Below are 16,297 nucleotides of genomic sequence, written 5' to 3'. Positions count from 1 at the left end.
CCCCGCCCGGTCGCCGCCGCCCCGCTGCCGGCCTCCACCGGAGCGTCCGCCGAGGCCGTCGTCGAATCCTCGACGTCGTCGCCCCGCTCGCCCGACTCGGACCCACCCGGCGTGCCGTCACCCGTGCCCGGGATCTCGCCCGTGGCCGAGAAGTCGCCCGTGCTCGGGGGATCGCCCGCGAGGCCGCCCGTGCTCCGGAGGTCGCCCGTGCCGGGCAGGTCGTCGAAGGGGTCGGTCCCGCCCAGGTGCTGCGGGTAGCCGGTGCCCGCCGGGACGTACTCGGACAGCTCGAAGTCGTCGTCCAGCGGCCCGTCCTCGGGCAGTGCGGGCGCGTCGTCGTCCGACACGGCCTCGGTCAGTTCGCCGTGCACCCGCTGCTCGGTCTCGGCGTCGGAGACGGTGCTGGTCGCCAGGTTCGGCTTGTTGCGCAGGAAGCGCCCGCGTCCCCGGGACAGGTCGTGCCCCACCGCCACCGCCTCCAACTCGTAGAGGGTGCGGTGGTTGCCGGCGTCGTCGGTCCAGTCGCGGGTGTAGAGGCGACCGCAGACCACCACCGGGTCCCCGACCATCACCGACGAGGCCACTCCCTCGGCGAGCTTCCGCCAGCAGTTGACGCGTACGCGCAGGCTGTTGCCGTCCACCCAGCGCCCGCTGTCCCGGTCGAGGCGGCGGGCGGTGGAGGCGACCTTGAAGTTGGCCACCAGCGTGTTGCTCTGCGTGGTGCGACGCCATTCGGGGGCGGTGAGCACGTTCCCGACGACCGTCACGTAGGTATCGAACATCGTTCCTCCAGCGGAGATCCGGGTCGGCTGGTACCGACTCGCCGCCCAGCCTCGCGCCACGCGGCCCACCCGAGCAGCCCCTCCGGTCGTACCTGTGGACAACCTGGCGGCCTGTGGACGAACGCCTGATCAAGGTCCCGATGTGCTAGGCCGACCGCCCCTGCCCGGCGCGGGCCCGGCGGCGGACGATCGGATCGCACAGGAAACCGTCAGGTTCCGGACCGGTCCGCCTGGGTAGGAAATCGCCAACCGCACCTGCGACGTCGAACGAAAGGTCAGCGATCATGATGATGACCATCGCTTGTTCCGCCCGCGTCCCTGGTCAGGTGCGGCGATGAGCGAGAACCCGGCCACCGTCGACAAGTGCCTGCGAATGGGCGCCGGATTCTCGCAGGCCGACCGGGACTGGATCGTGGTCCAGTTCGCCACGCTCGACGCCCGTCTGGCCGGTTTCCACGCCGACTCCACCGAACTCGAACTCTCGGTCAAGGACCGGGAGGCCAAGGGCCAGCGGGTCACGCTGGAGTGCTGGATCGCCGGCCGACAGAAGATCGTCACGACCTCCTCCGAGGAGGACCTGCGCGCGGCGCTCAACGACGCCCGTGACGACCTGCGCCGCAAGCTCAACGACTCCAAGACCCGTCAGGAGCCGCGCAACAACAAGCACCTGCGGGTCACGCCCCCGCCCGGCGAGCCGACCCCGGTCGACGAGCTGGCCGAGGAACTGGCCGCCGCCGGGACGAAGACCGACGAGAGGTGACCGTGTCGCCGTCCGGACACCCGTCCGGTCGGCGGCGCTGACCAGGGAGAGGTGAACGGCATGCCCAACGTGCAGCAACCGGAGATGCGCCGCAGCGGCGAGACCCGGCTGGTCCAGGACAGCGACGGACCGATCCCGGGGGGTGGCTCCGCGACCAAGCAGGAGCACCGGACGGTCCCGGTGGACCAGGTCTCGCCGTACGGGCCGGATCGTGGGCGGGCCTCGACCTCGCACGAACCGACCGACCGGGACGCCCACGGCGACTGACCCGCCGCACGGTCGTAGCCCCCGTCCCACGCTGGGCGGGGGCTACTACCGTGCGGTAGCTTCCCGGCGTACCGTCGGTCCAGTGGAACCCGACGTGCTGGGACCGCCCTACGAGCGGCACACCATCGACCTTGGCCGCGACGACGAGGGACCGGTGGTCGCGACCCTGGTCCGCCGCCGGGCCGAGCGACCCACCGGGCGCGCGGTGCTCTACGTGCACGGCTTCGTCGACTACTTCTTCCAGACCCACGTGGCCGACTACTTCGCCGCCCGGGGCTGGGACTTCTACGCACTCGACCTGCGCAAGTACGGCCGCAGCCTGCTCCCCCACCAGACCGCCAACTTCTGCCGCGACCTCGCCGACTACTTCCCCGAACTGGACGCCGCCGCCCAGATCATCCGCACCGAGGACGAACACGACACACTGCTGGCCATGGGCCACTCCACCGGCGGGCTGATCGTCTCGCTCTGGGCGGACGCCCGCCGCGACACCGGGCTGGTCGACGGCATCTTCCTGAACAGCCCCTTCTTCGACCTCAACGCCCCCTGGGTCGTGCGTCGCCCCCTCGCGGCCGCCGTCGCGCGCCTGGGCCGTCGGGCACCTCACCGCGTGCTTCCCTTCGGCCTCGGCACCGTGTACGGCGAGAGCCTGCACGCCGACCATCGCGGCGAATGGACGTACGACCTGGCCTGGAAGCCGCTCGCCGGATTCCCCGTCCGGGCCGGCTGGCTCAACGCCGTCCGCACCGGCCAACGCCGCCTGCGCGCCGGACTGGACATCCCGGTGCCGGTGCTACTGGCCTGCTCGACCCGCTCGTTCCGGGGCGCCAAGTGGCACGATTCGGCGACCCTCGCCGACGCCGTCCTCGACGTCGAACACATGGTCCGCTGGGCTCCCCGCCTCGGCCAGCACGTCACGCTCGCCCGCTTCGACGGCGGCCTGCACGACCTGACGTTGTCCGGCCCCGCCGTACGCGACAAGGTCCTCACCGAGGTAGGCCGCTGGGCGGACGCCTTCCTCGACGCCGGACCGACGCCCCCTCCCCCACCAGCCCCACGCCGCCCGGCCGACAGCGAGTCCACCTCGCACGCCACCCCCTGATCCATCGGCCGCCTGGGCCGCCGTCTCGCCTGGCCCCGGGTCCGCCCGGGTCTGCCGACGCCGTGGATTCGCAGGTGCGCGGGGTCCATGGCGCGTGCGACGCTGACCGGGCACCCGTTCCGTCGCGCCGGGCCGGTGCGGCGGTACCCTTCTCGCGCGATACCACAGCGCGCCCGTAGCTCAGCGGATAGAGCAGGGGACTTCTAATCCCAAGGCCGCAGGTTCGAATCCTGCCGGGCGCACCTCTGTTCGCACTGCTCAGCGGCTAGTCGCCGAGTCGAGTCGACACCCGGATCGCGGCGATGGCGGACATCGGAACCGCCTCGCGCGCTCTTTGCTCTCGCATCCACCACAAGATCGCGCTCGATCCGGGATCAAGTGGCTATCGTCGCGCTCCGAAACCACTCGATCCCGGATCCGGCGTGATCTCGAATCGCGGATTAGACACTGTGTGTATAGCCTGTGTGTATAGCGGCCCGGACACCGTCGGACTCCGGTGGGCACGGGAGGGCCGCGAGAGACGGAGGCTGTGACGTGAGACGACAGACGCTGACCGGTACGGCGGCCGCCGCGCTGGCGACCGTGGTGGCGCTCGGCATCACACCCGCCCAGGCGAACCCACGGACCGAGGCACCCGCCGCCGGTACGGGCATCGCGTGGGAGCCGTGTGCCGACGAGCCGGAGGCGGAGTGCGGCAGCGTGACCGTACCCGTCGACTGGTCCGATCCGGACGGCCCGACGATCGACGTCGCGCTGGCCCGCCGGACCGCCACGGACCCGACCGCCCGGATCGGCACGATCCTCACCAACCCCGGCGGACCGGGTGCATCGGGGGTGCAGGACGCCATCCTCGGCGGCATCGGCGGCAGCTTCAGTGACGAGGTCCGCCGCCGCTTCGACGTGGTCGGCTTCGATCCTCGGGGTGTGGGCGGCAGCGACCCGATCCGGTGTCAGGTGCCGGAGGGCCCGGAGCCGAAACTGTTCCCCACCACCGCCGAGGAGTTCGACGGCCTGCGCGCCTGGACCCGCGCGTACGGCGAGAGCTGCCGGGAGCACAGCGGCCCGCACGTCGACTTCCTCGACAGCCGGACCGTCGCCCGTGACATGGACGCGATCCGGGCCGCGCTCGGCGAGAAGAAGCTGACCTTCTACGGCAACTCGTACGCCACCATGATGGGACAGCAGTACGCCACGCTGTTCCCGCAGCGGGTGCGGGCGATGGTGCTCGACAGCACGATGGACCACAGCGCGGCTACCACGTGGGACTTCCTGCGCAGCGAGACGAAGGCGACGCAGGACAGCTTCGACAGGTACGTCGAGTGGTGCCGCACCTCGACCGAGTGTGCGCTGCACGGCCAGGACGCCCGCACGGTCTTCCGGGAGCTGTACGCCAAGGCCGAACGCGGTGAGCTGGTCGACCCGGGCAGCTCGCGGACGATGAGCCCGACCGATCTGCTGGAGGACATCCAGTGGACGTTCCTCGGCCCGTACTGGACGCAGTTGTCGGAGCGGCTGGCGGGCCTGTCGGCGGGCGAGCCCGGCCCCACGACGGACGCCGCCCGCCCCACCACGGCGCGGACGGCGACGACGGAGCAGGAGCCCGTCGAGGATCCGAGCCTCGCCATCTTCTGCCAGGACTGGAGGTTGCCGGTGCGCGACGTCGACCAGTTGCGGGCGTACCAGGAACGACTGGCCCGGGTGGCACCGGAGATGAAGCTCAACCTCCAGGCGTGGGGCTCGACGATGGCCTGCCTGGGCTGGCCGACCGAGGTCCGCAACCCGCAGGCGCCGCTGCGGTGGAAGGGCGTGCCGCCGGTGCTGGTGCTCAACAGCCGGTACGACCCGGTCACGCCGCACGAGTGGGCCCGGAACGTGGCGCGCCAGTCGGGTGCAACCCTGCTGACCTACGAGGGTGCGGGGCACGGCGTCTACTCGTTCGGCAGCGACTGCGTCGGCGACGCCACCACGCGGTACCTGATCCACGTCAAGACGCCGAAGAAGGGTGCCCGCTGCCCGGCCGTGGCGCAGTGACCGGCGTCTTGACCTGAATCGGACGTGAGGTTCTACGTTCCTCCTCCAACCGTTCGCCACTCGGAGGAAGACCCATGACGACGGAACAGCTCTCCGACGCCGAACTCGCCGCGCAACCCGCCGCCTACTGGACGGGTGTCGCGTACCAGTCCCTGATCACGTTCACCCGTGCCCGGCACGTCGAACTCGGCTTCACGCAGCCCCAGTTCTGGCTGCTGCGCAACCTCTCCGCGCACGACCTGCGGCCGGACGGCAGCGGCATGACGGTGCCCGAACTCGAACAGGCGATGAGTTCGTACCTGCGGCCCGAGGACGACCTGGACGCCGAGGCGACGGTGTTGCAGGAGCGCGGGTGGCTGACCCGGGACGGTGACGGGCGGCTGTGGATCACCGGGGCGGGCGAGGAGGCGCGCGTCAGCCTCCAGCAGCACGCACCGTCGATCCGCGCCCGCATCCAGGAGGGCATCGACGACGCGGACTACGTGGCGGCCCTCAAGGTGCTCCGCCAGTTGATCCGCAACACCGGCGGCGCGGTGGACTGACAGCCACGTCGTAGTGTTGCCGGCGTGGGGCTGGTGAACACGTCGCGTTCCTCGGACTCACCGTGGATCTCCTCGGTGTGGACCGGTCACAGCACCCAGGTCTCGCAGATGACGTCCGTCGCCAGCGAGACCTGGGGGCTCGTGTTCTGGGAGTCCAGGGGTACGCCGTTCGCCGCTGTCGTCGGCCCGGAGGACCGCACCGACTCGGCACCCGTACCGCAGGAAGCCCGGTTCGTCGGCGTCCAGTTCGCCGTCGGCACCGTACTGCGGGCGGCACCCACGTCGACGCTGCTGAACTCGGGGATCGAGCTGCCCGACACCACCTCCGGGCGGTTCTGGCTCGACGGCGGGCGCTGGCACACCCCGCGTGTCGACGACGACGCCGAGGCCCTGGTGGCGAGGCTCGTCCGCGCCGGCGTGCTGGTGCGCGACCCGCTGGTGCAGGCGACACTGGACGGCAGTCCGGTGGCCACCGCGAGCCGCACCGTGGAGCGCCGCTTCCGGGCCGCCACCGGCCTCACCCGGGGCACCGTCGCGCAGATCGGACGCGTCCGGGCCGCCGCGGAGCTGCTGTCGGCGGGCGTCCAGGTCAGCACCGTCGTGCACTGGCTCGGCTACTACGACGAGCCGCACCTCGCGCGGGCGTTGCGACGGTACGTGGGGCGTACCGCCGGTCAACTCCGCAGCGGCGCCGGCGGCGCGATCGCGCTCCCGGCGCCAGCCGACGACGCCGCGCTCACGGCGTTAGCGGACGACGTCGTAGACGGCCTTGAGCACGCCGTTGCCGTAGGCGGCGGAGTCGCGCAGCGCTAGCCGCTGCTCCCGCTGCTCGCGCCGGGGGAACACGCTCTTGCCGTCACCGAGCAACACCGGAAAGACCAGCAGGTGGTACCGGTCGACCAGCCCGGCCTCGGCCAGGCTCCGCGCGAGTTCCGCGCTGCCGTGTACGAAGATCGCCCCACCCTCGGTCTCCTTGAGCGCGGCCACGTCGTCCGTCGACCGCAGAACGTGCTGATCACCCCAGTCACCGACCAGCGCGTCCTCCCCGAGCGTCGAGGACACCACGTACTTCGGCAGATCCCGGTAGGCCACGTGGTCCTCGGACTGCGGCCAGATCGGTGCGAACGCCTCGTAGCTGCGGCGTCCGAACATCAACGCGCTGGTCTCGGCGAGTTCCTCACCCTTCAGCGAGTACGCCTCGGGGTCGAACTCGGTCCGGAACACCCATCCCCCAGCGGGGTGCCCTTCGACCGTACCGCCGGGCGAGTCGACGATCCCGTCGATCGACATGAATCCGGTCCACACCAGTTCGCGCGTCACCACTGTCTCCGCTTCGGTCCTCGTCACACCTGCACCTCGGCCCGAAGGTCCCACACCCCGCGCCACACGGGTGACGCTATCGCCCCCGCCCCCACCGGTCTTGTACGAAACCGACACCCCCGACTCACCCCCCACTCACCGACACCCACCCGACGACCCGGGCCCACCGGAGATGACCAAGGAGTTCGCACGCTCAGACCTGCCCCTCCGTGACCAAACTCCTTGATCAACGCGGAGGTCGGCGGGGGTCGGCGGGGGTCGGCGTGTGGGCGGGATGCTTGCGCCCGGACGGGGCACGATCCGCGCAACTTCAGCGATATTGCTGTCTCCGCGCGCGCCTGAGGCAGCAGTATCCGTGAAGTGACCCGGATGGGGGATGGTCCCGGGCAGCCCACCCTCGACGGGTGGGCTGCCCGGGTCGGCGCCGTGGCGCCGGTCGCCCGGGGACGCGGGCGGGAATCAGCTGAGCCGGCGCAACGTGCTGCCGACGGCAATCAGCTCAGCTGGCAGGACGTGCCGTTGAGGCGGAAGTCGCCGGGACGGTCGTTGGTGCCGGAGTAGGTGGCCTGGAGGCCGAAGGTGGCCGTGCCGTTGGTCGGCAGGCTGCCGTTCCAGGACACGTTGCGCGCGGTGACGGTCCGGCCGGACTGGGTGACCTGGGCGTTCCAGGCGTTGGTGACCTGCTGGTTGCCGGCGAACGTCCAGGTCAGCGTCCAACTGGTCAGGGCGGACCCACTGTTGGTGACGCGCACGTCGGCGGTGAAGCCGTTGCTCCACTGGTTGGCCGTCCAGCTCACCGCGCAGGCAGCCGGGCCGGTCGTCGGCGGGGGCGTCGTGGGTGGCGGCGTCGTGGGAGGGGGCGTGGTCGGCGGGGGCGTGGTGCCGTCGCGGGGCGGGAAGCGCAGCACCCGGTCGTCGGTGGACGCCGGGGTGCCCCGGCCGTCACGGTTGCTGGTGGTGACCCAGAGCCAGCCGTCGGGGCCGTACTCGACGGTGCGCAGGCGTCCGTAGGTGCCCAGCAGTTCGGCGGTGGGGGTGCCGACGCCACCGGAGCCGTTCAGCGGCACGTTCCAGAGCCGGGTGCCGCGTAGGCCGGCCACGAAGAGGCGGTTCCCGGCGATGGTGACGCCGCTCGGGGACGCCTCGGCCGGCGTCCAGACGAGCAGGGGGTCGCGGAACCGGGGGTCGTTGGCGCGGCCCTCGACAGTGGGCCAGCCGTAGTTGCCGCCCGCGACGATCAGGTTGAGCTCGTCCCAGGTGTTCTGACCGAACTCGCTGGCATATAGTCGGCCTTGGGCGTCCCAGGCTAGACCCTGCACGTGGCGGTGGCCGAGGCTGTAGACGGGTGAGCCGGCCGTCGGGTTGTCCGGCGGGACGGTGCCGTCGGGTCGGATGCGCAGGATCTTGCCGTTGCGGCTCTGTGGGTTCTGGGCAGTCGCGGTCTGTCCGGCGTCACCCACTCCGACATAGAGCATGCCGTCCGGTCCGAAGGCGATCCGGCCTCCGTTGTGGATCGACGCACGGGTCAGTCCGGTGAGGATCGGTTGCTGGTCCTGCACGGCGGTGAGCCGGAACCGGGAGATGCGGTTGTCGGTCGCGGTGGTGAAGTAGACGTAGATCCAGCCGTCCTGCGCGTAGGTCGGCGAGACGGCGAGACCGAGCAGGCCACCCTCGCTGGTCGCGGCCACTCCGGAGATCGTGACGACGGGTACGGGCTGCTGGCCGGGACGGACCCGGACCACCTGGCCGGTGGGACGTTGGGCGACCAGGGCGCTGCCGTCGGGCAGGAAGTCCATGCCCCATGGCACCTGGAGCCCGGTGGCGACCGTTTCCGGGCGGGTGAAGTCGAAGTCGCCGACGGCGAGCAGCCCGGGGGCTGCGGCGGTGCCGGCGGACGGGCGTTCGACGGCGGGTACCGCGCCGGCGAGACCACCGACACCGACGGCACCGGCGACCAGCCCGGCGGTGAGTACGGCCCCGACCCTGAGTCGGATTTTCATGCCACCTCCCGAAATAGAGATGTTTATCAATGTAACATGCGCGAATTCCTGACGCGCGGGATCACGCCCCGAAGAAACAGCCACGGAGCAGGAAAAGGTGGGGAGAATTCATATTTCTGTCTCGGACTCGCATCGACTACGGTAGGAAACACAGGTGATCCAGACCGGGTCGCCAGACGACGGCGACGGCCGCCCGCACAGCAGCAACAGCCTCGACACGCTCGGTCACCGAGAACGCCGACACGTGCTATTCTCCGGCGTCGATCTCCGCAGCGCGGACCCGGATCGGGTCGATTGTCGCAAAGGACGCCCTCCCCCGATGTCGGTCCACACCGCTTCGACCGCGCCACCCACTTCGGTGCAGCGCCCCGCCACCGGTGCGTTCACGCTGATCTTCACCCGGTTACCGGCATTGCTGCGACTGTCCTGCGGCCTTTTCGTCGCGGTGGTGGCGCTCTCCGTCCGTACCCCTCCGGTCCGGGTCGAGTTGTTGATCCCGGCCGTGACGGTGTTGACCGCCTGGGCCGTCTGGTATTCGCTGCGTGCCTTCCGACACGGCATCGGTGCGGCCATGGTCACCGGGGACGTGGCCCTGACCACCCTCGCGTGCCTGGCGATGCCGGTCCTGGTCGCCCCGGAGGTGCTGCCCGGCGAGGCGAGCTGGATCGCGGTGCTGGCCAGCACCACGGTCATCAACGCCCAGGCGACCGCTCCGGCGCGCTGGTCGATCACCGCCGGTCTACTGGTCACCGCGAGCTACGCCGTCGGCGCGTACGCGGCCGCGGACCCCGTCGAGGCCGGCGCCCACTCGGTGACGCTGCTGGCACAGATCGCCTGCACCGCCATGATGACCGCGGTGATGCGTCGCCGGATGCTCCGCGCCGACGCCGAGTTCGTGACGAGCCAGAAGGCCACCCGGGAGGCGCTGCTCGCACGTACCTCGCGGGAGTCGGAACGGCAGCAGAACCGCGACCTGCACGACACCGTCCTGGCGACGCTGACCATGGTCGGACAGGGTGCCGTACCCGGCCCGTCGCCGGCCCTGCGCGACCGGTGCGCCACCGATCTGCGTACCCTCGCCGCCCTGGCGGACGCCCGGTCGGTGCCGGCGGGCGGCACGGCCCGGGTGGACGAACGGCTGCGGGCGGTGTTCGCCCGGCTGCCCGGACTGCCGGTCAACGCCGACCTGCCGCCGTGCCCGGCACCGGCGCCGGTCGCCGAGGCGCTCGCGGAGAGCACCCACGCGGCGCTGACCAACGTGCTCCGGCACGCGCCCGGCGCCGCCACCACCGTGCGGCTGCGGCGCATCACCGGCACCGTCGCGGTCGAGGTGGTCGACGACGGTCCCGGTTTCGACCCCAGCACCGTCCCGGCGCACCGGTACGGCCTGCGCGAGTCGATCCACGGCCGGATGGCCACGATCGGCGGGCGGGCCGAGGTGGACTCCGCCCCCGGTCACGGCACCCGGATCCGGTTGGAGTGGTCGGATGTCGGCTGAGGCGGGGACGGCACCCGGGGCGGTGGTGCGGCCTGCGGCGCGTACCCCCGGGATGGTCGACGGTGCCGACGCCGGCCGGGCGGCGGCTGCGGTGGCGCGGATCTCCGACCGGGGTGCCCGGGTCGTCGCGGTGACCATCGCGCTGGTCTGGCACCTGGCGATCGGGCTGCCGGCGGTGCTGTCCTCCCGGTCCGAGCTGGCGGTGCCGCAGGTGGTGCTCGGCGGCTGGCTGCTGGTGACGGCGGCCGGGGTGACCGCCGGCGTACGCCTGCTGCACGACCGCCCGCTGCCGGCGGCGCCGATGGCCGGGCTGCTGCTGGCGGTCGACGTGGTGGTCTTCGCGGCGGTCGGCCGGATGCACCTGTTCAGTCCCGCCAACTGGGTCTGGGGCACGCTCGCCTGGTTCTTCCTGGTGGTGCTCTGGGGGCAGCGGGTGCGCTGGCTGCTCGCCCTGCTGGTGGCGCACGCGGCGATCGCGATGTCCGCCGTCGCGATGTACGGCGCGACCGGGGCGGCGGACCTGGCCCGTTCCACGATGGCGTTGTACGGCACCTCCTCGCTGCCGGCGGCGGTCTTCGTCGGCGCGGTGGCCCTGTCGCTGCTCTCCCGCGAGCGGGCCGCCACCGTCGCGACCACGAACGCGATGGTGGCCGAACGGGAGGCCGCCGAGCACGCCCGACGGGAGCGACGGGAGCGGCTGGCGCTGGCCAGCGCGGCGGCCAGCGAGGTGTTGACCGAGCTGGCGCAGGGCCGGGCCGATCCGGCCGACCCGGAGGTGCAGCGCCGCTGCGTACGCGCGGCCGGACAGTTGCGTCGGTTGATCGCCGAGTCCGACGACGTGCCGCATCCGCTCCTGCACGAGCTTCGTGCCGCAGCCGACCTGGCGGAGCGCAACGGTCTGCCCATCGACCTGGTCACAATTGGTGCACCGCCACCGTTGCCGGTGCAGGTCCGCCGGAGCCTGACCGATCCGCTCATCGCCGTCCTCGCCGAGGCACGGGAGTGGGCCCGGATGACAGTCGTCGCCGGCCCCGACGAGGTGGTGGTCAGCCTGGTCACACCGGACCGGGGCGGCCCGGAGGCCACCGGGCCGCCGCCGGAGGACGGTGACGCGCAGGTCGAACAGGTACACGAACGGGACGGGGAGATCAGATGGACGCAGACGCGGTGGCGCCGTTGACGCCACACCGCCCCGTCGGAGTGGCCATTGTGGACGATCATCCGGTGGTCATCGACGGGGTACGCGCCTGGCTGGCCACCGAGCCGCGACTGACCGTACTCGCCACCGGCGACGACCCCGACGAGGTGCTGCGCGCCGCGCCCGAGGCCGACGTGGTGCTGCTGGACCTGCGCCTGCACGGCCGGCTGGTGCTGGACAAGCTCGCCGAGCTCTGCGCCTCGGGCCGGCGGGTGGTGGTCTACTCCGAACACTCCGATCCGCGCACCATGCTCGCCGCGCTCGATGCCGGGGCGGTGGCCTTCCTCGCCAAGCACGAGGGGCGGGAGCACTGCGTGGCGACGGTGCTGGACGCGGCGAGCGACCGTCCGTACGTCGCCCCGTCGTTGGCGGGCGCGATGGTCGGTGACCCCCGACCGGACCGGCCGGTCCTCTCCGACAAGGAGCGCGAGGCGCTGCTGCTCTGGTTCCAGTCGATGTCCAAGGCGTCGGTGGCCCGCCGGATGCGGATCAGCGAACACACCGTCAAGCAGTACGTCGACCGGGCGCGGATCAAGTACACCCGGGCCGGACGGCCGGCGGCCACCAAGGCGGCACTGCTCGCCCGGGCGATCGAGGACGGACTAGTCCGACCAGAGGAAATAGGCATCTATCGGTCGCACGCGTCGACCGATTGGCCGACCCCCTAACGGGCGTCATGACAGGGAGTGTCGGATTGGGCGAGGCTCGTGATCAGATGCCCCCGCCAGCACCGGAGGTTCCGTCCCGATGCACGATGATGCGTCCCCGTTCTTCATCGCCCCGCATCGCTTCGACGCGGTGCACGACGACGCCGGCCCGGTCCTGGACCGCCGGCACGAGCTGGTGCCGGAGGCTGGCGAGCAGGTGCTCGGCCGCCACCGACTGAACGTGGCGGGCTACCTGCTCGGACCCACGGACGCCTCCCGGTCGTGGACGCTGCCCGCCCCGGTCACCCTCACCGTGACCGATTTCCGCATGGTCTACGTCGGGACACGTTCGCACCTCGCCCTGGTCGGTTCCCGTTCCGGCCCGGGCGGCCGGACCCCGGGCCTGGTCAGCGGGCAGATCCGCTGGCAGTGGCCGTCCCGGCTGGAGTGGCTGCCGGGCACCGGCGACGACGAGATGCGGTTGCTGGTGGTCTGCGACGCGTTGCGGACCATCCGACAGCCGGCGCTCGGCCTGACCGGGCAGCGTGGCGAGGTGAGTGAGCTGGCCCGGCAGATCCGCCGCGCGGTGGCCGTTTTTCGGCTCACCCGGCCGGAGCTGGTGGACCTGTCGCCGCCGGAGCGGGACGCGCTGGCCCGGGTCGCCCGCAGTACGCCGCTGGCCGGTCCGGCGCGGGTGGTGCTGCCCGGCTCTCTGCCCGTCGAGTTCCACTCCCGGGACGACTACTACCGGCCCCGGCACTCCGATCCGATGCCGTACGACGCGGCCTCCGGGCTACGGTGATCCGCCCGCCGACCTGAACCCGCACAGCCCTGATCCGCGCCGGTCCGATCGGCACGGTCTGTCGTGCGCCGGGCGGGTCAGGGGTTCCGGGCACCCCGTCCGGCGTCGATGGCGTCGGCCTGCTCCGGGGTCGGCGCGGTGCCGCCGAGGTGGGCCGGCAGCCACCAGCGGTCCTCCGGCCCGGCGGGCTGGTCCGGGTACTCCCGTTGGACCCGGTCCACCATCGCGCCGAGCCGGGCGGCCAGGTCGGCGGTCATCGCGGCGGTGTCCGGGTACGCGCCGGGCAGCATCGGCTCGCCGACCAGGATGGTGATCGGGGTGTGCCGCCGGCTCAGCGTGCGCGGTCGGCCCTTGGTCCAGAGGCGCTGGCCACCCCAGAGCGCCACCGGCAGCACCGGCACGTCGGCGTCGCGGGCCATCCGGGCGGTCCCGCTCTTGAGAGTCCGCAGGGTCAGGGACCGGCTGACGGTGGCCTCCGGGAACACTCCGACCGCCTCGCCGGCCCGCAACGCGCGCACGGCGGCGGCGTACGACTCGGCACCCGCCTGCCGGTCCACCGGGATGTGCCGCATCCCGCGCATCAGCGGGCCGGACACCCGATGCCGGAACACCGCGTCCTTCGCCATGAACCGGACCAGTCGCCGGGAATCCAGCGCCCCCAACCCGCAGAAGATGAAGTCCAGGTAGCTGACGTGGTTGCTGGCCAGCACCACACCACCGGTGCGGGGCACGTGGTGCGCCCCCTCCACGGCCAGCTTCAGGTCGAGTACGCGGAACATCGTCTTACAGGCGGCGATCACGGGCGGATACACGAGTTCCGGCATCCGGTAACTTTACCCCTAGTAGGTTACGCGCTGGTAGGACGCCCGTCCGGGCTGCTCAGCCACCATGACCGCGCCCTCAGTCGGCGAGTTTGTGCAGTTCGAGCCGACCACGGGCGAAGGCGTCCACCCGGCCCCATCGGCCCGGGATGTCCAACACCTCGATCCGACCCATGCCCACCGGCAACCGTGGCTCGACCGCCAGGTGACCCTCGTGCGGCTCCAGGCCCAGCATGGTGCGCAGCAGCAACAGTGGGGCCCCCGTCGACCAGGCCTGCGGGCTGCACGCCGTCGGGTACTCCACCGGGAACTTCGTCTGCTCACGCTGGTAGCCGCCGAACGCCTCGGGCAGCCGCCCGTCGAAGTAGCGGGCGGCGTCCAGGATGCCGTTGGCGATGACGGCCGCCTCCTCGGCGAAGCCGTACCGGCGCAGGCCCCAGGCACAGAACGAGGTGTCGAACGGCCAGACCGTGCCGTTGTGGTAGCCGATCGGGTTGTACCGCACCTCGCCCTCGGCCAGCGTGCGTACCCCCCAGCCGGAGAAGAGTCGCGGCCCGACCAGGTGGTGCGCGATCTGCGCGGCCCGGTCCTCGTCGACGATCCCGCTCCACAGCAGGTGACCGATGTTCGAGGTGAGCACGTCGCACTGTCGTCCCTCCGGGTCCAGCGCCAACGCGTAGTAGCCGCCGTCGGAGACCCACCAGTCCCGGTTGAACCGCTCCTTGAGCGCCGCCGCCTCCCGCTCCAACTGGTCGGCGAACCCCGGGTCGTCCCAGAACTCGCGGGCCAGCCGGGCGCCGCGCATCTTCGCGTCGTACGCGTACCCCTGCACCTCACACGTGGCCCGGGGAAACGGCGGCAGGCTGCCGTCGGCGTACGAGATGGAGTCCCAGGAGTCCTTCCAGCACTGGTTCTCCAGGCCGGTGTCGGTGTTGCGGCGTTCGTACCAGATGTAGCCGGTGCCGACGAGGTCCGCGTAATCGTCCATCCACCGGAACGCCCGACGGCACTCCTGCTCCAACTCCTTGACCAGCGCCGCGTCTCCGCTCCACCGCTCGTACTCGTCGAGCAGCACCACGAACAGCGGGGTGGCGTCCACCGAGCCGTAGTACGGCGAGTGCGGCTGCTCCTCGAACGCGGCACTCTCGCCGTAGCGCATCTCGTGCAGGATCCGACCCGGGTCCTCCTCCCGGAAGTCGTCGCACCGGGTGCCCTGGAGTGCGCCGAGGATCCGCAGCGTGGTGGCGCTCAGCTCGGGCGTGAACGGCAGGGTCTGCAGGCAGGTCAGGATGCTGTCCCGGCCGAACATGGTCATGAACCAGGGCAGGCCGGCCGCCGGCAGCGTCTGTCCGCCGAGCGAGAGCGGCGCGAACCGCAGCGCGGCCAGGTCCACGATGCACCGCCGGTACGTCGCCGCGACCTGGTCGTGCTCGCTGTTCACCTTCGGCGCCTTGGCGATCCACTCCTCCAGGTCGTGCTGGAGGGCGAGCCGCTCGGTGCCGTGCACCCGCAACCCGATCCGCAGGTCCCGGTGGTCCGGGCCGAGCGCCAGCGTCTGCACGTCGATGGTGGTGTGCCACTGCTCGTTCGGTTCCAGGTGGATCGTGTACGAGAAGCCGTTGCGGTCGTACCGGGTCGGCTCGGAGGAGGAGATGACGGTCTCCCGCCGGAAGTTGCCGCGCCGGTAGCCGATGCGCAGCTTGTCCGAGTCCACCTCGGCGTACGTCTCGCCCTTCTTGTTCAGGATCTCGTCCTTGACCTCGAACAGGTCGGCGAAGTCGCACGCCGCGTCCATCCGCACCTGGAGGTCGACGGCCTTCTCGTCGTGGTTGAGGATGGTGATGTTCTCCCGGAAGCTGCCCCCGACGGCCCGCTCGCGGATGATCGACAGTTTCGCGTCCACGTAGTGCGTGGCCAGGCCGGGCACCAGGAAGAAGCGCGACTCGAAGTACTGGAGATCGTCGTAGGAGAGCGCGTTCAGCCGCTCACCGTTGACGGTGAGCACCCACTTCGACAGGTAGCGGGTGTCGAAGGAGAACAACCCGGTCGGCTCGGTCGGTGTCGCCTCGATGTCGCCGGTGGCCTCGCAGACCACGAAGGTGCTGCCGTCGAGGATCCGTACGGTGTGACTGGGAGCCATCAGCGGACCCCCTTGCGGTACCGACGCGGCCCCTCGGCCTGCGGCGGCCCGGGAAAGAGCCGGTCCACCTGGACCACCAGGCGCGCGTCGCCGGAGACTGTGACGTCCCCACGCAGCAGCGCCGCCAGCCCGTTCTCCCGACCGGTCACCAGGTCCTCGAACAGCTCCGGGCTGGTCCCGACCACGGTGTCGGCCGCCAGGTCCTCCCGGGAGACCGTCAGGTTCCCCCGGTCGATGCGCAGCAGCCAGTGGCTGGTCCGGGGCCCCTCGTGCAGATCGAAGCGCAGGGCGCCCGACGACTTCGCCAGCAGGGGCTCGTACCCCCGGTGGTCGAGGTCCTCGAAGAACCGTGTGGTCGCGTCCGACATCACCGCACTCCTCCCGGTC

16 protein-coding genes and 1 tRNA gene are annotated in these 16,297 nt (G+C 71.5%); 11 read left to right on the top strand and 6 right to left on the bottom strand.

Annotation, left to right across the window (positions count from 1 at the left end; translation table 11 throughout):
• A partial coding sequence (locus tag EYA84_RS33330) for a single-stranded DNA-binding protein (protein WP_236145590.1) occupies nucleotides 1-782 on the bottom strand: 782 nt, incomplete at its 3' end.
• A 334-nt stretch (nucleotides 783-1,116) separates the two neighbouring features.
• Between EYA84_RS33330 and EYA84_RS04630 the strand changes: the two genes are divergently transcribed.
• From EYA84_RS04630 to EYA84_RS04600, 7 genes are all read left to right on the top strand, one after another.
• Nucleotides 1,117-1,542 carry an HPF/RaiA family ribosome-associated protein gene (locus EYA84_RS04630; protein ID WP_131051752.1) on the top strand — a complete coding sequence of 142 codons (426 nt, stop codon included), beginning with the start codon at nucleotides 1,117-1,119 and terminating at the stop codon, nucleotides 1,540-1,542.
• Between the two features lie 60 nt (nucleotides 1,543-1,602).
• Nucleotides 1,603-1,809, top strand: a complete 207-nt coding sequence (locus tag EYA84_RS32375; protein WP_161594905.1) for a hypothetical protein — start codon at nucleotides 1,603-1,605, stop codon at nucleotides 1,807-1,809.
• An 82-nt stretch (nucleotides 1,810-1,891) separates the two neighbouring features.
• Nucleotides 1,892-2,911 (top strand): alpha/beta hydrolase, encoded by a 1,020-nt coding sequence (locus tag EYA84_RS04620; protein WP_131051750.1) that lies wholly within the window; start codon nucleotides 1,892-1,894, stop codon nucleotides 2,909-2,911.
• A 169-nt stretch (nucleotides 2,912-3,080) separates the two neighbouring features.
• A tRNA-Arg gene (locus EYA84_RS04615) sits at nucleotides 3,081-3,153 on the top strand.
• A 292-nt stretch (nucleotides 3,154-3,445) separates the two neighbouring features.
• Entirely contained in the window at nucleotides 3,446-4,942 is a 1,497-nt protein-coding gene (locus tag EYA84_RS04610; RefSeq protein WP_161594904.1) for an alpha/beta hydrolase, read from the top strand.
• A 74-nt stretch (nucleotides 4,943-5,016) separates the two neighbouring features.
• The gene (locus tag EYA84_RS04605) at nucleotides 5,017-5,484 is read left to right on the top strand and encodes a MarR family winged helix-turn-helix transcriptional regulator (RefSeq protein ID WP_131051748.1); all 468 of its coding nucleotides are present in this window, start codon (nucleotides 5,017-5,019) and stop codon (nucleotides 5,482-5,484) included.
• Nucleotides 5,485-5,508: 24 nt separating this feature from the next.
• Nucleotides 5,509-6,297: a helix-turn-helix domain-containing protein gene (locus EYA84_RS04600; RefSeq protein WP_131051747.1), complete on the top strand. Its 789-nt coding sequence runs from the start codon at nucleotides 5,509-5,511 to the stop codon at nucleotides 6,295-6,297.
• Here the strand turns inward: EYA84_RS04600 and EYA84_RS04595 are convergent.
• Both EYA84_RS04595 and EYA84_RS33320 read right to left on the bottom strand, forming a co-directional pair.
• Nucleotides 6,229-6,774, bottom strand: coding sequence for a dihydrofolate reductase family protein (locus EYA84_RS04595; protein WP_201272288.1), 546 nt, complete (start codon nucleotides 6,772-6,774; stop codon nucleotides 6,229-6,231). The two genes, EYA84_RS04600 and EYA84_RS04595, sit on opposite strands and share 69 nt — an antisense overlap.
• Nucleotides 6,775-7,298: 524 nt before the next feature.
• Complete coding sequence (locus tag EYA84_RS33320) at nucleotides 7,299-8,804, bottom strand: PQQ-dependent sugar dehydrogenase (RefSeq protein ID WP_131051746.1); 1,506 nt, start codon at nucleotides 8,802-8,804, stop codon at nucleotides 7,299-7,301.
• 319 nt (nucleotides 8,805-9,123) lie between these two features.
• On the opposite strand from EYA84_RS33320, the gene EYA84_RS04585 reads away from it, so the two are divergent.
• The 4 genes from EYA84_RS04585 to EYA84_RS04570 all read left to right on the top strand — a co-directional run bounded on the left by EYA84_RS04585 (nucleotide 9,124) and on the right by EYA84_RS04570 (nucleotide 12,949).
• Nucleotides 9,124-10,302, top strand: coding sequence for a sensor histidine kinase (locus EYA84_RS04585; RefSeq protein ID WP_131051745.1), 1,179 nt, complete (start codon nucleotides 9,124-9,126; stop codon nucleotides 10,300-10,302).
• Nucleotides 10,303-10,354: 52 nt separating this feature from the next.
• The gene (locus EYA84_RS04580) at nucleotides 10,355-11,482 is read left to right on the top strand and encodes a hypothetical protein (RefSeq protein ID WP_236145591.1); all 1,128 of its coding nucleotides are present in this window, start codon (nucleotides 10,355-10,357) and stop codon (nucleotides 11,480-11,482) included.
• Entirely contained in the window at nucleotides 11,455-12,168 is a 714-nt protein-coding gene (locus EYA84_RS04575; RefSeq protein ID WP_131051743.1) for a response regulator transcription factor, read from the top strand. The genes EYA84_RS04580 and EYA84_RS04575 overlap by 28 nt, the downstream gene beginning before the upstream one ends.
• Before the next feature lie 79 nt (nucleotides 12,169-12,247).
• Nucleotides 12,248-12,949 carry a hypothetical protein gene (locus tag EYA84_RS04570; RefSeq protein ID WP_131051742.1) on the top strand — a complete coding sequence of 234 codons (702 nt, stop codon included), beginning with the start codon at nucleotides 12,248-12,250 and terminating at the stop codon, nucleotides 12,947-12,949.
• A 77-nt stretch (nucleotides 12,950-13,026) separates the two neighbouring features.
• Here the strand turns inward: EYA84_RS04570 and EYA84_RS04565 are convergent, their stop codons facing one another.
• The 3 genes from EYA84_RS04565 to EYA84_RS04555 form a co-directional block, all read right to left on the bottom strand.
• The gene (locus EYA84_RS04565; protein ID WP_131051741.1) at nucleotides 13,027-13,773 is read right to left on the bottom strand and encodes a 1-acyl-sn-glycerol-3-phosphate acyltransferase; all 747 of its coding nucleotides are present in this window, start codon (nucleotides 13,771-13,773) and stop codon (nucleotides 13,027-13,029) included.
• Nucleotides 13,774-13,849: 76 nt separating this feature from the next.
• Nucleotides 13,850-15,910: a glycogen debranching N-terminal domain-containing protein gene (locus tag EYA84_RS04560; RefSeq protein ID WP_131051740.1), complete on the bottom strand. Its 2,061-nt coding sequence runs from the start codon at nucleotides 15,908-15,910 to the stop codon at nucleotides 13,850-13,852.
• The gene (locus EYA84_RS04555) at nucleotides 15,910-16,278 is read right to left on the bottom strand and encodes an SCP2 sterol-binding domain-containing protein (RefSeq protein ID WP_131051739.1); all 369 of its coding nucleotides are present in this window, start codon (nucleotides 16,276-16,278) and stop codon (nucleotides 15,910-15,912) included. The genes EYA84_RS04560 and EYA84_RS04555 overlap by 1 nt, the downstream gene beginning before the upstream one ends.
• Between the last annotated feature and the right edge of the window lie 19 nt (nucleotides 16,279-16,297).

It is taken from the genome of Verrucosispora sp. SN26_14.1, assembly GCF_004307965.1.
Taxonomy (GTDB): Bacteria; Actinomycetota; Actinomycetes; order Mycobacteriales; family Micromonosporaceae; genus Micromonospora.
This window is presented reverse-complemented; position numbering and strand designations above follow the sequence as displayed.

What these genes read in the sequence shown, in the direction of transcription:
- EYA84_RS04630 (WP_131051752.1), top strand. Translation starts at nt 1,117, where the DNA reads ATGAGCGAGAACCCGGCCACCGTCGACAAGTGCCTGCGAATGGGCGCC.
- EYA84_RS32375 (WP_161594905.1), top strand. Translation starts at nt 1,603, where the DNA reads ATGCCCAACGTGCAGCAACCGGAGATGCGCCGCAGCGGCGAGACCCGG.
- EYA84_RS04605 (WP_131051748.1), top strand. Translation starts at nt 5,017, where the DNA reads ATGACGACGGAACAGCTCTCCGACGCCGAACTCGCCGCGCAACCCGCC.
- EYA84_RS04595 (WP_201272288.1), bottom strand. Translation starts at nt 6,774, where the DNA reads ATGTCGATCGACGGGATCGTCGACTCGCCCGGCGGTACGGTCGAAGGG.
- EYA84_RS33320 (WP_131051746.1), bottom strand. Translation starts at nt 8,804, where the DNA reads ATGAAAATCCGACTCAGGGTCGGGGCCGTACTCACCGCCGGGCTGGTC.
- EYA84_RS04585 (WP_131051745.1), top strand. Translation starts at nt 9,124, where the DNA reads ATGTCGGTCCACACCGCTTCGACCGCGCCACCCACTTCGGTGCAGCGC.
- EYA84_RS04580 (WP_236145591.1), top strand. Translation starts at nt 10,355, where the DNA reads ATGGTCGACGGTGCCGACGCCGGCCGGGCGGCGGCTGCGGTGGCGCGG.
- EYA84_RS04575 (WP_131051743.1), top strand. Translation starts at nt 11,455, where the DNA reads ATGGACGCAGACGCGGTGGCGCCGTTGACGCCACACCGCCCCGTCGGA.
- EYA84_RS04570 (WP_131051742.1), top strand. Translation starts at nt 12,248, where the DNA reads ATGCACGATGATGCGTCCCCGTTCTTCATCGCCCCGCATCGCTTCGAC.
- EYA84_RS04565 (WP_131051741.1), bottom strand. Translation starts at nt 13,773, where the DNA reads ATGCCGGAACTCGTGTATCCGCCCGTGATCGCCGCCTGTAAGACGATG.
- EYA84_RS04560 (WP_131051740.1), bottom strand. Translation starts at nt 15,910, where the DNA reads ATGGCTCCCAGTCACACCGTACGGATCCTCGACGGCAGCACCTTCGTG.
- EYA84_RS04555 (WP_131051739.1), bottom strand. Translation starts at nt 16,278, where the DNA reads ATGTCGGACGCGACCACACGGTTCTTCGAGGACCTCGACCACCGGGGG.